This window comes from Legionella sp., assembly GCF_965140895.1.
Classification (GTDB): Bacteria; Pseudomonadota; Gammaproteobacteria; order Legionellales; family Legionellaceae; genus Legionella.
The window spans coordinates 1-13,786 of sequence record NZ_CBCSKT010000101.1; the positions used below are offsets into that span (position 1 = coordinate 1).

The window sequence follows — 13,786 nt, forward strand, 5'->3', positions numbered from 1 at the left end:
ATCCAACGAATACGAAAGTTAATATGGCATTTTCATGAGGGTAGGACTGTTTCGACAATCAATTTTAATTATGATGCCTATGCTACTTTGTTATAGATACTTAATGAGGTCTGCTTAATGTATTTCGAGCGATTATGGCTAATAAAAAACGAACGTTGTCCGCCCAAGACGTGTTACCCTGTCATGCCTATTTCCAACGTGCGATTCAAAATCAGCAATTCAGAAACGATTTGCAGGAGGCCAGTCGCACCCAGGCTATTGATGAATTTTTAAAAATTAATATCGATGCAATCGATGAGGAAACCATCACTCGACTGCAAACATGGATTGATGCCTTTGTTGATGCAACAACCTGGCGGCTCTGTTATCGCGCGTTGAATCAAAAAAAATACCTCGCTAAAAATAAGCCCAAAAATCTCTCCATCAGTAATGAAGCCTATGCCGCATTAAAACAGTATGCCAGGCAGCAGAACATGAGCCTTTCTGAGGCAATTATTCAGCTTTTGGAAAATCATCAAGAACCTACCGACCAAGAGCGTACCTCTACACCTGCTCCCATTATCAATCCCATCCTTTCTGCTCCTGAGTTTATCAGCAGTCTAAACAAGTCCACACCCGAAAAAACATCCCATGCGGTTTCCCTTTTTGCTGAGGAGGAGTTGCGCTTGTGGGATGATGAGGTGGACGATGCTCTATGGGGTAGGGCGCCTCATTGGCCCCGTAAGTCAGACAATTATGATTTTAAACGCAACGAAGCGTATAAAAAATACCGTAAGTACCTGAGCCAACTTACGGTTACAAAGCCTGATGACGCGCTATTTACCTATTTTAGCCACACTCTGAATGAGGCGTTAACGCCAGAGAATTGCCACCACGTGGGCGCGCACCTGTTAGCCATTCAACACGAGGCCCTGAAACAAAACCAATTCGCTCGCCGTTTTAATTCCGAACTCTTTGCGGTGAGTAAAGGGTTTTACATCGCGAATTTGACCATGGACCATTATGCCGATGAGCTCCTTCTTTTTTTAAGATTAATCTTTGGCTGTACCACCGCATCGATTACCTCGGGAAACAGAACACCCTTTGTTTTTGCAGGACCCCCAAATCAGGTGCTCATGGCCTATCAAACCTATCAGTACCTCGATGCTTTTTTAAGCAAGGAGGTCAAGCGCTTCGAAGACGCTTGTCATAAAAACACCAAAAGAAAAAATCGGCGCGCTAAAGCGCAACGGCATGGCCGTCGTTTGGTGTCTGCGATGTTTCATTCCATTCTGGATGATGAGGAACCCTTTAAGCTCATGGAGGATGACGAGTACGACCAATTATCCAGTCATTCCTTCAAGAGGGTTCATGTTTATTATGACGAGAATGAGCCTCTTGGTGGATGGCGGACTCCGGATAAAGAGCTTTTTCGATGGTAGGGGAGGGCAGTGGTTCGTCTTGGATGCTGACGAAATGGATTTTTCTTGTTCGTTTTTCTTTTTCTCGCCAAAGCATCAGGTGTTCGTTAACGAACACCTGAACTAAGGTTCTTTATTGGCCCGGGTTTTTTATGCCATTGGTGTTTGGTTTCGGGGCTTCCGATGTGGTTGATTGCGGTTCTTTATAGTCAAAAAATTTAAACAGGTTCTTGGTGTTCTCACTGGTTTGTTCGAGGTGTTTCTCCATCAGTTTTTGTTCTCGCTCTTGGTGTTGACGGCCAAGACCAAGGGTTGCAAGAGCAAGGGTAGAATTCGTGGAGATTTGCTGCTTGATGTACGCTGAAAGCCACTCATGGACTTTAAGCTCAGGGTGGCCTTTCACTAAATCCATTGGGTAGGTTTTATCCTTCAAAGGGAGAGACAGTTTTGCTCCCGCATCCACCACGCGTTGCAGTAGGCTGGGGTCGTCTCTTTTAATGGCTTCATGAACCGTCATCTGCAATAAAATTGCCAAGACTTCTCGGTGAGAGGGAAGGGCATCACGTACCAGGGATGAGGATGATTTTTCCAGGTCGGAAATGGTTTTGGCTTGTACCTCATACATTAATCTTTTACCTAAAAAAAGTACCTCCATGTTGTGGTTGTCCTTGTATTTTAAAATAAGTTCGGTTAATGTCGGATCATTGCCTTTGGATGCACACATGGAGGGGGTTACCGCCTCATCGTCATAGGGCTTATTGGCCTGTTTAAACTCGGGATTGCTTAACAGCATCTCAATAAAGGCGTAGCGCTCAGGAACTTCTTTGGTGAATTTCATCACCGCTTCCATAAATAATGAGCCGCCTTCCTCATTTAAGGCATTCACGTTTATATTGGGATTTTGTTTGAGTAAGGTTAAGGCCGTGACATACTCGCGTTTATTTAGTAATTTAAATAGTTCGGTTTCCAGGGACATAATGTCCTCCTTTGCATGTAAAAGTTCCGTATTATATCGATACTGTGTTTTAATAAAACATTTTTTGTTTTCTATTGCGTAAGCCCTTGTCCCTCGTGAGCCTCATTAGGTGGTGGAACCTCCGGTGAGGGCGCGCTCAATTTGCTCTTTAGTGCGGTGCAGGCTTTGGTTAAACGGCGATTGCTCTCGATGTGAGGTAACGCGTCCTCCAGGCGTTGCTTTAATGCTTCCCACTCCCTGGTACTTGTGCTGATTTTGCTTGATGCCTCGTTTAATTGAGTCTGCAGTTCGTTTAAGGCTGAGGGTACCTCTTTGGCCTCTAATTCTAATCCAGTAATAAATTGCCCTGTTTTTTCTGCTAAAGCATTTATTTGTTCTTTAAGCTCCGCACTGAACATCACATCCGAGTTGGCAGGGGCTTGCAATTCACTTTTAAATTGGTTTAATCGCTGTTTGACCTGAGTGCTGGCGTGTAATAAGCCCTCACTGTTGGTTTGGGTAATTTGACTTTGCGCCACCGACTGTTCCTGGGCAAATTCCTTCATGTGTTGAAAAAGGGGGGACTTTGAATAATCGTTGATGGACTCTAAATCTTTGAGTGCATGCAGCATTTGAGCGCCAAACGAGCGACGCATCTCATCCGAGAGCGGTTCTTGGCTTTTGATTAAGGCATCGATTTCGCTTAGGGTATTAAGGTGCTGCTTCAACGTTGCCTGTTGGGATTCACTTAAATCAGCGGTGCAGTTCAGGGCTAATTGAAGGTGCTTGCTGAGTTCATGCGCGCATTCTTCCAGCGCCTCCTTGTGCGCCTCCTGTAATTTCGACATCACCTTTTTGACCTTGGTTTCATACTCTAGGTCGTTTTGGTACAGTCCATCCAGGGTTTTTTGATAGGTCTGGGCCGTTTTCATGTAGAGAGAAATTAAGGCCTCACATTCGCTATTTAGAGCCGGAGATTTTCTTAACAGAAGAATGGCGGATTCGGTGCGCTGCAAGAATTCGTCATGGTTTCTCATTAAAAGCCCCGTATCGCCTGAATGCTTTTTGAGTTCGTTAATGCCACCAACCCATACGTCCTGGAGGTAGCGTTGGTATTCATTGAGCTGAGCTTTATCCTGTTGGGATAGCTCTTTGCTGTTAAATACACGTTCCATATCGATGAGGGGTGGGCGTTCTTTGTTTGAATTGGGTTTGTCGGTGTCCACGCCATGGCTTGGGGTCTTTAGTTCCATCTTCAAAAATTCTTGCCATTGAGCGAGTTGTCGTGGTGGTTCACTGAAGGTTCCCACGTGTTGGGTAATGTAACCCTCATCAGGGGTAATCGACATGCCCTCTGGAAAACGGAAGGTGATGTCGTCAAAACGCGGAGCAGCTTCTTTTTGTAAATAGAGGAGGGCGGCATGGAGTTGATGGATGTTTTTGAGGGAGCCATTGATGTGGATTTCTTTTTTATCGGACGGCAGGTTCAATAAAAACTGATAGCTCATTTCCAGGGTCAGGTCGATTTCTTGCGCCCGGGTTAAGTTTTTTGATGTGGCGGTAAACTCCCCGTTTTTTGCCACGATTTTGGCGTAGCTTTTCTGGTCTTCTGAAAAATAACGGGTGGCGGTAAAGGCTTCGTTTTCATTCAATGGAAAGCCATGGACTTGCTCAGGCGTGGCGGGGCTTGATGGCTTGGATGTGGAGAGCGTGCTGTCGGGTGATTGGGCGCTTGCGTTTGGTTCTAGATAAGAACGAATGTCATAAAAATAGGGTGATTGGCTCATTCGTGAATGAAAAAATTGGGCCGGCGTTGAAGGCTGTACTGGAGTAGGAGGGCTTTGTGCTTGCGTTTTGGTGTAGTTGGACAGCGCACTGTGGAGGGCCTGCTCCGTTAATTGCTCTAAGTCGTCCAACGTGAGGACGGAGGTTTTATTGAGTTTCCTGAGTAGCTTTAAATTACGTTTTAATGCATCGGGCTGATGCTCATTGAATAGAAACCAAGGGGCATGAGTGTCTTGATTGGCCAGTAATTCCTGTAAATGGTCATTCGTTTGGGGCATCACGGCATCCTAAGCAGTCCTTTTTGTTTTTATTATAGACAAATAACCCGGTTTTTTCACAATATTAATTCGGTTGCGTGGCATCGACACGATAAAAATCCAGTGTATTGAGCATTAACTTGCCATTGGATATAAGTTATACTATATCCTATATAAAGGAGATAACGATGAATAAAGTGCTTATTTCAATACCGGACCAAGTTGCCTCTCGAATGAGAGCGGCCATTCCGCAACGACAACGCAGCAAGGTGATTGCTCGTCTTATTGAGCAAGAAGTCGAACGCCGTGAAAAAGAACTGTATCAATGCGCTCTGGCGATTGAGCAGGAGTCTGATTTAAATGAAGAAATGAATGAGTGGAATGTAACCCTTCATGATGGATTACATGATGAATCGTGGTGAGGTGTACTGGGTCAATCTTGACCCCACTACGGGTTCGGAGATTAATAAACTCAGGCCCTGTGTTTTAGTTGGCGCAACGCCAATTAATCAGGCTCGACGCACGATGGTGGTTGTTCCTTTGTCAACGTCTGCTACAGCCAGGCCTCCAATTACTATCTCGGTTTCCTGTCTAGGAAAACAAGTCACTGCTGTTTGCGATCAAATAAGAACCATCGATAAAAACCGATTAAAAAACATGGCTGGGAGCCTTTCAGATAAAGACTTAAACGCGTTAGATGACGGACTACGACAAATTTTGTGCTTATAAAATGTTATCTATCTCAACGCGTCTCACGACTTATCTTTTTTTCCGGTCCCTGAAAAATGAAAACAAACGAATTGGAGCGCTTAGTGGGAATTTTTTGGATAAATAGTGCAGTGTAGTAGGCGATTCAATCAATAAAATGTTAAGTACACTAAAAGGCCTTACGCTCCTGAACTTGCGGGAACTTGTTGAACAATCTCTGCAAATTTTTCACGGCTAACACGTTTACCAAATACTTTCTTTCCGCAATCGTTTGCCCCATGCAATTGAAAAACATTTTTTGCAAGGTCAATGCCAAGGGTAGTCATGTTCATTATAAGCTCCTCTTTTTTAAATTCCTCAACAAGACATTAGTATTGCCTCGATTAGGAGAGGAGTCCATTTCATTACACTAGGCCTTTTAATTGTGAATTTATGATTAGATTAATCTATAGTTAAATAGATAAATAAATTTACTAACCGGATAAAGGAAGGGCGTCATGGAAGATAAAAACGAACATTTCAAGCAAGATGAGTTGGTGGACAGCGATAATGAATCACCAAGTTTAAGTGAGAAATATAAAGAATTACAGCGGCAAAGGGTGATGCCACAACTAGATAGCTTTGAAGAGTTTAAAAAGAGATACAAGCAAAATCTAAATCATCCCCTTGAGCCTAATGTTCCGAGTATCGGTAATACATTGTATATTGCTATTGTTGATGATGATTCATTTGCTTTAATGACGGGACAAATGTATGTGCAGCGGGCTCAAAAGACGTTGACGAATTATGTACTCGTTGCTCAGCCGTATCAGTTTCCTAATGATATAAAACGATTCGCGACTGACTTGGAAAGAGGGTATATAAATGGTGTTTTAACGGATCATGACATGCCTAAAATGACAGGAAGTGCTCTGATTAAATATGTTAGAAATGTGGAAGATGATGAGGTTTGCAAGATACCTATATTATTGAACAGTGCTGATACGAACCCAGACGATACTATGTCCAAAATGTTAAAAGATAATCAAGTTCCTTTTGTGAAAAAGCCTTTAGATTTTGAGTCTTTTAAGAAACAACTAATTGATCAAGTAGTTAGTTATGATCAAAACCTTAAAGCACAAAAAGAACAAAATTTTAAAATTTAACGGGGGGGGACTAATGAAGCATCACCTTGGAGTTCGAATGACCTCCGTCCGGGATCCTGGTAAAAAATCTCCTGTTCTATTTCAAACCAATTTCTTTGTTTATAGTATTTCTGGTTTTGTCGCAAAAAATTAATTCCCAGAGTAGACTCTGTCTTTTTGCAAGGGAACGATCAGCGATGCTGAGTTTTAAGTGGTGCCCTTTTAAGCAGGACATTATTTTGATGTTGGTTAGATGCTACCTGGCCTACTCGTTGGGTTATCGACCAGGCGTAAGCCAGATTTATTTTGGTCACACTTATGCAGCGAGTCCATAGAACTGTTCAAAAATAGATTGATTAGCAGATTCTCTATGTTGTCCATTCCGCAGCATGTGGTGTAGTTCAATCCCTGCCAATGTCGCCTCTGCCGAATGAAACGCTTTAAATCCATTCATAGGCTTGGTGACCTTTTTAACAAAACGATGGTCTTGCTCCACGATGTTATTTAGGTATTTGATTTGGCGAACGGTGATTTGTGTAAACACACCACCCAACATAAACAAAAGCGCCAAATGTAGGTTGATGGTATCGATACTGGCTTTATTGGCTCCACTTTTATCCATGGTTACTTTATCTGGTATGCCGTTTGACCCAATGGCTTTCTCAAAAAATGCTCGTGCAGCAGGCTCATCCCGTTTTTCTGACAGCATGAAATCAACGGTCTTACCTTCTTTATCAACGGCACGGTACAGATACACCCATTGACCTTTTACTTTGATATAGGTTTCATCCATCCTCCAGGAAATCCCTACGGGTCGTTTGTGACGCTTACGAAAAACCTCCTCCAGCTCCGGTGCATAGCGGAGCACCCACCTGTTAATCATCGAATGAACTACTTTTAGGCTCCGTTCCAGAGCCAGCTCTTCAACGTCACGATAACTCAATGAATAGGCCAAGTACCATCTGACCAGCATTAAGATTATGTCACGTTTAAAATGCCGCCACTTGAAACTGAGCATCGTTGATAGTCCAAGATAAAATGACGATACTACCTCATCAGCAAACTTTTTGCGACAAAGCCCCGGGACGTCCCAGTCCCCGAAATCGACTCGCCAACGCGCGAAGCTAAAAGCCGCGAGGGCACCGTCATGTATGGACCCGAAAAACAGGCGTTAACGTTTCAGATTTAAACCACTATTCGCTTCAGCTTGGATTGTTTCTTGTAATGCAGGGCTACAAACCATTAATTGTGAATAAGAATCAGGGCTTAAGAATGCTCCATTAATTATGATTTGCGAATGATCTCCTAGCTCACAAAAGCTGTTAGGGATGTTAAGAAACTCTTTTTTCATCAATTGAACTACCTCAATAAGCTCTTCTTTATGATAAGTGCTGATAAAAACAACCCCTGTTGCTTTAATCATGGCCGGCACGGTCTTACTAAGAATGTCAGTAAATATTTGACGGCGATTAAAAATATCAGGTTGTCGAATAATTACTAAATCAAAACGCTCTTTATTAAATAAATACCGTAGTTTCTTCACATCCGTCGCATCTGCCGTAATAAATTCTACATTATCAAGTTCGCTACAAATTTCTTGAGATTCCGTACAACAATCAGATTCTATATCAACGCCGGTAAAATGAATTTTTCGATGAGGGTAAAGTTGTTGGAGTACAGGCGCCTCAAAAGCCAAACCACAAGCTAAACTTAAAACGCGAATAGGCTCCTCTTTACTTAATTTTAAACGCCCTTCAAGATTTAAAGCATTAAAAATGATCTCTAATCTTTTAGAGAAATGTTGGATACCATAAGCCTGTTGAATCGTTGTGATTAGCTTCGGATCTTTTGCCAAGTCTAAAGGAGTTTTCTGATCTATATTTTTGCAGTAAATAGACCAACCTGCTTTAATGAGGCGAACTACTACCGCATGGTGGTTACCTATTACCGCCTGATGTAATGCAGTAGCGGCTGAATAAGGCTTATTTGTTATTGGGTTAATACCTCTTGCGGCGGCATCCTTCTCCAAATTATGCTGGTGCAATAACCGGTTTACTTCTTCAAGATCTCCTTCTCGTGCCGCTTGTCGTAAACGTAAGTTATTATCATGAGCATCATAACGTTCACGTTTACGTAATAAACTATTTTGGGCCAAGAATGAGTGTGAATTATTATTAATCATTAAATCTCCTGTTTTATTTTAATGGACTTATTTTAGTCATTTTTGTTTGGAAATCAACAATTACTGGTTATTTAATGAATAATCAAATCAAGGCGCCGTTGGCCAGAGCAAGATCGTCTAATTATGGCTAATGCCATAACCAAACGATATGTATAATCTAGAGATCGACAAAATGGATCAGGGATGATCAAATACTCCTTTTTTATAAAGGAAGCATGATGCAAGCAGATATCTTATCCCACTTTGAAGCATTAGAAGACCCAAGAGTCGATAGAACGAAGCGTTATCCGTTGATTGAAATTATATTTTTAATCATCAGCGCGACAATCTCTGGCTGTGAAGGTTGGAAATCCATTAGAGATTTTGGCCTACTGAAGTTAGAGTGCTTAAGACAATTTTTACCCTATGAGAATGGGATTCCAGTGGACGATACAATTGCTCGAGTTATGAGGAAATTAAATACGAAACAATTTGCAAGCTGTTTTGCACGCTGGATTCAAGCAATCACCCAAGTCACTCAGGGTGACATTATTGCCATTGATGGAAAAACGTTGCGCAGAAGCTTTAATAAACGTGATGAAAAATCAGCAATCCATATGGTTAGTGCCTGGTCTAGTGCCAATGGTGTCGTACTGGGACAAGAGAAAACAGCAGAAAAGAGTAATGAGATAACGGCCATTCCCGAGTTGCTTAATAGCCTGGCTATTAAAGGCTGTATTGTCACGATTGATGCAATGGGCTGTCAAAAAAATATAACAGAGCAAATTGTTCAACAAACCAGCATTAAGATAATATCCTGCTTAAAATGACGCCATTTGAAACTAATCATATTAGTACCACCCTTGGTATTGATGGCACCGATTGTAAACCAGCCCTTATTTTTTTGCGACAAAGCCCATCTTTCCAATTAATTCAAAAAAATGGGACTGAAGGTCTAGGAATGTAGGAGGAATGAAAATTTATTTTGCAAAAAAGGGTGGCTGTTAATGTTGGGATAAGCTATTTTGTTTAAAATGAAAGCATGAGGAATAAGTGGAGTTACTTAATGGCTAAGCACTATATTGGTTTTTTTTGCGGCACGGGTTATACAACAGAACGCGATGCTAGCTTAAAAGCGATTAAAGCGACTGTAACGTCATCGAATACAACTATTTTGGCATATGACGGGTGTCAGATTCATGGTGGAGGTCTGTTTGCTCATGGAGTAGAAGAGCAGGCTCAAAATTTTGTTAAGGATTTAAAAACGAATTTAGAAAATTTGCCCGATGGGGAAATGACTCAAGTTAATCTCGTTGCCCATTCGAGAGGATGTCTTTCCGCAATGCTCGCGATTAAAATGATTCAGGCTGATCCGGAGCTGAAAGGAAAAATTAACATCACGGTTGATTTTCGTGATCCCGTACCGGGTAATTTCCAGACCTCAACCAAATTGAATAGCAATCTATTCATCGCCAATCAGGCTTATGATTTGAGTGACTGTGATGTAGTTCAAAAGGCTTCTATTACTTTGCAGGAAGAACCCATAGGTCCCTTGGCATTTGATGCCCTAGTTCCCAAGTTTCATCCAGAAACAAAAATTGAAATTGAAACATTGCCAGGTATACATGATATCCAACAAAGAAATTCAAATTGTTGGGTTGTGAATGAAAAGGGCAAGGATGTACATTATCAAGACTATTTGCAGGAAAAACATGGTGATAAAAAAGGAGTGTTCATTTATCAAGCTGGAGTACAGCTCTTAACTCTTGGTACGGCAAAGACGTTATCAATTTTACAGGATGATAAGCATTCTTTAAGAGGACAAACGGAACGCAGTTTAGTAACAACGCAAAGAAATGCATATCACTCTTTGGCTCGGTTAGCGAATGATTATGAAGAACCATTTAGAGTAAGGGATCTGCATTTTGGCGGTAATCTTATTGCTAATAATACGGGCAACAAGCGAATTGATGCAGTGAATTGGCGTCACGCTCAGCTGGAGCACAAGTATAATGGAGCGAAATTTATACCAGAACATGTGTTATTTGGAATGACCCAACCTCATTACAATCACCGAAAATCGGATCAAGAACGTTATTGCGATCTGACTATGACTTTAGACCTCTATGTGCAGAAAAATCCACAGCAGCAAGAATTTGTAAACGAACTGCTTAAGGCATCGAAAGAATACTACCAGAATGACAATAAGAATGTGACAGAGTATAGCGCAACATGTAAAAAAATTCTTGAAAAATACTCCGTCCACAATAAAGCCATTTATCAAGCAATTAATTCTATGTGCCTGAATGAATATTTTAAACCCTTGCAAGACAAGATTGATGCAATACCTAAAGACAATCAACTTCATCAACATCTAGTGAATTTAAAAGAAGAATTAATGGTTGAACTGGATTCCGAGATTAGAAATGGAAAAACGTTAGCCCAAATAGCTCATTCTAATCCACTGAAGATTGCGGAAAATACAATTGAATTTATGGATAAGATTTATGATAAGAATAATCCCTTAACGTTAGATGATTTTGTTAAGGCCGCAGATGAATATACCGATAAAAGCATCCGTTATGGCAGAAACTGGAATGCCGGCAGTAAAGTTATTGTAGGATTAATACTCGGTGTGGCCTCTGCAGCGGTTGGATGTGCTGTTGGTGCTGCAATTGGTCTGGGGCTTGGTTTTGCTACAGGTGCAATCACTGGTCCTGGGGCTTTGGTTACCGCGATTGTTGGGGCATTTGTAGGTGGTTTTCAAGGAGCAATGATTGCCGCAACCGCCACTGGAGCTGCTGTAGGTATTGGTATTGGTGCTTCTAGGGCAAATATGTTTTTCCGTCCTTCTGATTCCGAAAAGCAAGTACAGTCTGTTGTGAAAACAGTAAAAGACATGAAAGAGGAGCTGGGAGCATTAAAAAAACCGTCGTCTTTGGATGATGATGAGGTAGATAACAATAATTCTTCTTCTGCGACGATTTAGATGTGCCTTGCAATCCACCCTTAAATCTGGACTCCGAGACAGGATCATTTTTTGTCTCGGAGCATGATCGTAGACGATTCGATTGCAAGCAACCAGGTACGTAATCGTTCACTCCACCAAGCTTCGAGCACATCCCCTGAACGAATACCCAGTGTAAGGTAAAGTTAAGTGCCTGTATTGTTTTTTTGAATCAATGGCGCATTATTTTCCTGTATTGCCATACTGTAATTCACTAGTATTAGGCCTGGTGTGTACGTAGCCCCCATTTTCGGACAAGATTAGTTCGTGCGACACGAGGTTGGTGTGCCGTAGCGAAGCTACATGAAAGATGGCGGTAGACCCGCCGTAGTCCGCTTACAGGAGCTGGCTACAAACCACCTTAAGCTGCTGTTGTAAAGAGCAATGGTAGTGAGCGTTAAGGAAAGTCAGCTTGAGCTGGCGAGGTATAAACTAGAAAGGTGAATAAAACTGAACCATTGTTGAAGCATCGTTAGTCGAAAACAACGTCAAAACCAAGGTCTCGACTTCATCTTGGGATAAACATATAGGACACCTGTTTACTGTATATGTGGCGTTCGGTGTAGAGATGGCACGATTTTAGTTTGGGCTTTTATGTGGAACTACGGGAAGCAGTCATCTGGATGCAAAGAGAGAAATTCAAGGAGTAAAATCCCAAGAGTGAGAGTATCGATGCCAGTTACTGTGGCGGAGCTGTCTGTAGTAGCGCTGAAGCTTCTGTAATGGAAGCGGAGCAAAGGGACAGCGTTAGGTGAGGTTATCAACCTCAAAACTCGACGAGAGGATAAGAGTTGGATAAACCAAAACCATTTGATATACCAAAAATTCTAGTATGGGAAGCTTATAAACAAGTCAAAGCAAACAAAGGAGGTTCAGGTGTAGATCATGAATCACTGGCAGAGTTTGACAAGAAGTTAAGTAAGAATCTATACAAAATTTGGAACAGACTGAGTTCAGGCAGCTATTTTCCACCAGCGGTGAGAGGGGTTGAAATCCCTAAGAAGCAAGGAGGAGTAAGGCTACTTGGAGTGCCGACTGTATCAGATCGGATAGCACAAATGACAATCAAACTCATGTTTGAGCCGAGTGTAGAACCGCACTTTTTGGAAGACTCCTATGGATACAGACCGAATAAATCTGCGCTGCAAGCCATAGGAGTAACCCGCAAGAGGTGTTGGAAGTATGATTGGCTCATAGAGTTTGATATCAAAGGGCTATTTGACACCATAGACCACGAGCTATTGATGAAGGCGGTACGTCACCACACAAAAAACAAATGTATCTTGCTATATGTAGAGCGATGGGTAAAAGCACCATTGGAGTTAGCCGATGGCACCATAAGGAATAGAGACAAAGGAACACCCCAAGGCGGTGTTATTAGTCCACTACTAAGCAATTTATATTTGCACTATGTGTTTGATGATTGGATGAGAAGGAGCCATCCTGAATCATTGTGGTGTCGCTATGCTGATGATGGCATATGCCACTGTAGAACCAAAGAGCAAGCAGAAGCTTTATTGAAGGAGCTTGAAGAAAGGTTCTTAGAGTGCAAGCTAGAAATTCATCCCGAGAAGACAAAGATAGTGTATTGCGGAAGACGTAACCCAAAGGAAGCGTACGAAGGCAGCACAAGTTTTGTGTTTCTTGGGTATGAATTCAGGACCAGGAGAGCGATAGAATACCGAACAGGAAAGATATTCAGCGGTTTTCTACCTGCTATCAGTCCCAAAGCAAAGCAAGCCATCACTCAGAAGATTAGGGAGCTGAACGTGAGGAACAAAAGCAATCTAAATCTCCAACAGATAGCAGAATGGCTAAACCCGATGATAAGGGGATGGTTAGAGTACTATGGAAAATTCACCAAGTCGGAGCTGAACAGTGTGTTTCAAAGACTGAATGGAACGCTAGTACGATGGAGCATGAAGAAGTATAAAAAGCTTGCGAAAAGGCCCACGTATGCTGCAGAGCATATGGAGGAAATAGCAAGAAAAAATACGGAATTATTTGCCCATTGGAAAGCAGGTATAACAAGTGTGTTCATCTAATGGGAGCCGTGTGAACTGAGAAGTTCATGCACGGTTCTGCGAGGGGCTAGTGGGGAAGTTCCACGGGTCTACTCACCCATTGAGAAGTTGTTTGCCTTAGCCATGGAGGCGGCGCAAACCGTTCATACTACTGGACGATGCTAAGGCCATGAATAAAGAGCTGGCCTGACAATGTAACGAAAGAGCACTGCTCTGGGGATTTAATCGTGAGAGAAAAACCCTCCTGGTAGCCATAACTGGGTGAGTGCTAGCAAATTGGTATGGTGAATATATACCCATTCAACTTGAAGGTACTGGGTTTATGATCTGAAAACTATCATTAATGCGTCCACGGAGGGATTGAG

The 13,786-nt window shown here is 42.1% G+C and carries 12 protein-coding genes; 7 read left to right on the plus strand and 5 right to left on the minus strand.

What is annotated here, in order from left to right:
- Positions 1-134: 134 nt before the first annotated feature.
- The gene (locus ACQY7T_RS10980) at positions 135-1,421 is read left to right on the plus strand and encodes a DUF7168 domain-containing protein (protein WP_428413360.1); all 1,287 of its coding nucleotides are present in this window, start codon (positions 135-137) and stop codon (positions 1,419-1,421) included.
- Between the two features lie 112 nt (positions 1,422-1,533).
- Here ACQY7T_RS10980 and ACQY7T_RS10985 read toward each other — a convergent pair whose 3' ends face one another.
- On the minus strand, positions 1,534-2,376 hold the full coding sequence (locus ACQY7T_RS10985; RefSeq protein ID WP_428413362.1) for a hypothetical protein: 843 nt from the start codon (positions 2,374-2,376) through the stop codon (positions 1,534-1,536).
- A gap of 71 nt (positions 2,377-2,447) precedes the next feature.
- Entirely contained in the window at positions 2,448-4,418 is a 1,971-nt protein-coding gene (locus ACQY7T_RS10990; protein ID WP_428413364.1) for a hypothetical protein, read from the minus strand.
- A 167-nt stretch (positions 4,419-4,585) separates the two neighbouring features.
- On the opposite strand from ACQY7T_RS10990, the gene ACQY7T_RS10995 reads away from it, so the two are divergent.
- Together ACQY7T_RS10995 and ACQY7T_RS11000 are read left to right on the plus strand one after the other, a co-directional pair.
- Positions 4,586-4,819 carry a hypothetical protein gene (locus ACQY7T_RS10995; protein ID WP_428413366.1) on the plus strand — a complete coding sequence of 78 codons (234 nt, stop codon included), beginning with the start codon at positions 4,586-4,588 and terminating at the stop codon, positions 4,817-4,819.
- Positions 4,803-5,126 carry a type II toxin-antitoxin system PemK/MazF family toxin gene (locus ACQY7T_RS11000; RefSeq protein WP_428413368.1) on the plus strand — a complete coding sequence of 108 codons (324 nt, stop codon included), beginning with the start codon at positions 4,803-4,805 and terminating at the stop codon, positions 5,124-5,126. The genes ACQY7T_RS10995 and ACQY7T_RS11000 overlap by 17 nt, the downstream gene beginning before the upstream one ends.
- A 158-nt stretch (positions 5,127-5,284) precedes the next feature.
- On the opposite strand, the gene ACQY7T_RS11005 is transcribed toward ACQY7T_RS11000, so the two are convergent.
- Positions 5,285-5,437: a hypothetical protein gene (locus ACQY7T_RS11005; protein ID WP_428413370.1), complete on the minus strand. Its 153-nt coding sequence runs from the start codon at positions 5,435-5,437 to the stop codon at positions 5,285-5,287.
- Positions 5,438-5,602: 165 nt separating this feature from the next.
- Between ACQY7T_RS11005 and ACQY7T_RS11010 the strand changes: the two genes are divergently transcribed.
- Positions 5,603-6,250, plus strand: a complete 648-nt coding sequence (locus ACQY7T_RS11010; protein ID WP_428413372.1) for a hypothetical protein — start codon at positions 5,603-5,605, stop codon at positions 6,248-6,250.
- A 295-nt stretch (positions 6,251-6,545) separates the two neighbouring features.
- Here ACQY7T_RS11010 and ACQY7T_RS11015 read toward each other — a convergent pair whose 3' ends face one another.
- Positions 6,546-7,247, minus strand: coding sequence for an IS6 family transposase (locus ACQY7T_RS11015; RefSeq protein WP_428413374.1), 702 nt, complete (start codon positions 7,245-7,247; stop codon positions 6,546-6,548).
- 153 nt (positions 7,248-7,400) lie between these two features.
- Positions 7,401-8,411, minus strand: a complete 1,011-nt coding sequence (locus ACQY7T_RS11020; protein ID WP_428413376.1) for a methyltransferase domain-containing protein — start codon at positions 8,409-8,411, stop codon at positions 7,401-7,403.
- 215 nt (positions 8,412-8,626) lie between these two features.
- On the opposite strand from ACQY7T_RS11020, the gene ACQY7T_RS11025 reads away from it, so the two are divergent.
- The 3 genes from ACQY7T_RS11025 to ltrA all read left to right on the plus strand — a co-directional run bounded on the left by ACQY7T_RS11025 (position 8,627) and on the right by ltrA (position 13,442).
- Complete coding sequence (locus ACQY7T_RS11025) at positions 8,627-9,220, plus strand: ISAs1 family transposase (protein WP_428413378.1); 594 nt, start codon at positions 8,627-8,629, stop codon at positions 9,218-9,220.
- Positions 9,221-9,456: 236 nt separating this feature from the next.
- Positions 9,457-11,379 (plus strand): hypothetical protein, encoded by a 1,923-nt coding sequence (locus ACQY7T_RS11030; protein ID WP_428413379.1) that lies wholly within the window; start codon positions 9,457-9,459, stop codon positions 11,377-11,379.
- An 809-nt stretch (positions 11,380-12,188) separates the two neighbouring features.
- A complete protein-coding gene (gene ltrA, locus ACQY7T_RS11035) occupies positions 12,189-13,442 on the plus strand; it encodes a group II intron reverse transcriptase/maturase (protein ID WP_428413381.1) in 1,254 nt (417 codons plus the stop codon).
- The last annotated feature ends 344 nt before the right edge of the window (positions 13,443-13,786 follow it).

Coding starts and splice junctions, on each gene's coding strand:
- ACQY7T_RS11015 (WP_428413374.1), bottom strand. CDS start 7,247: ATGCTCAGTTTCAAGTGGCGGCATTTTAAACGTGACATAATCTTAATG.
- ACQY7T_RS10985 (WP_428413362.1), bottom strand. CDS start 2,376: ATGTCCCTGGAAACCGAACTATTTAAATTACTAAATAAACGCGAGTAT.
- ACQY7T_RS11000 (WP_428413368.1), top strand. CDS start 4,803: ATGATGAATCGTGGTGAGGTGTACTGGGTCAATCTTGACCCCACTACG.
- ACQY7T_RS11010 (WP_428413372.1), top strand. CDS start 5,603: ATGGAAGATAAAAACGAACATTTCAAGCAAGATGAGTTGGTGGACAGC.
- ACQY7T_RS11025 (WP_428413378.1), top strand. CDS start 8,627: ATGATGCAAGCAGATATCTTATCCCACTTTGAAGCATTAGAAGACCCA.
- ACQY7T_RS10980 (WP_428413360.1), top strand. CDS start 135: ATGGCTAATAAAAAACGAACGTTGTCCGCCCAAGACGTGTTACCCTGT.
- ACQY7T_RS10990 (WP_428413364.1), bottom strand. CDS start 4,418: ATGCCCCAAACGAATGACCATTTACAGGAATTACTGGCCAATCAAGAC.
- ACQY7T_RS11005 (WP_428413370.1), bottom strand. CDS start 5,437: ATGAACATGACTACCCTTGGCATTGACCTTGCAAAAAATGTTTTTCAA.
- ACQY7T_RS10995 (WP_428413366.1), top strand. CDS start 4,586: ATGAATAAAGTGCTTATTTCAATACCGGACCAAGTTGCCTCTCGAATG.
- ACQY7T_RS11030 (WP_428413379.1), top strand. CDS start 9,457: ATGGCTAAGCACTATATTGGTTTTTTTTGCGGCACGGGTTATACAACA.
- ACQY7T_RS11020 (WP_428413376.1), bottom strand. CDS start 8,411: ATGATTAATAATAATTCACACTCATTCTTGGCCCAAAATAGTTTATTA.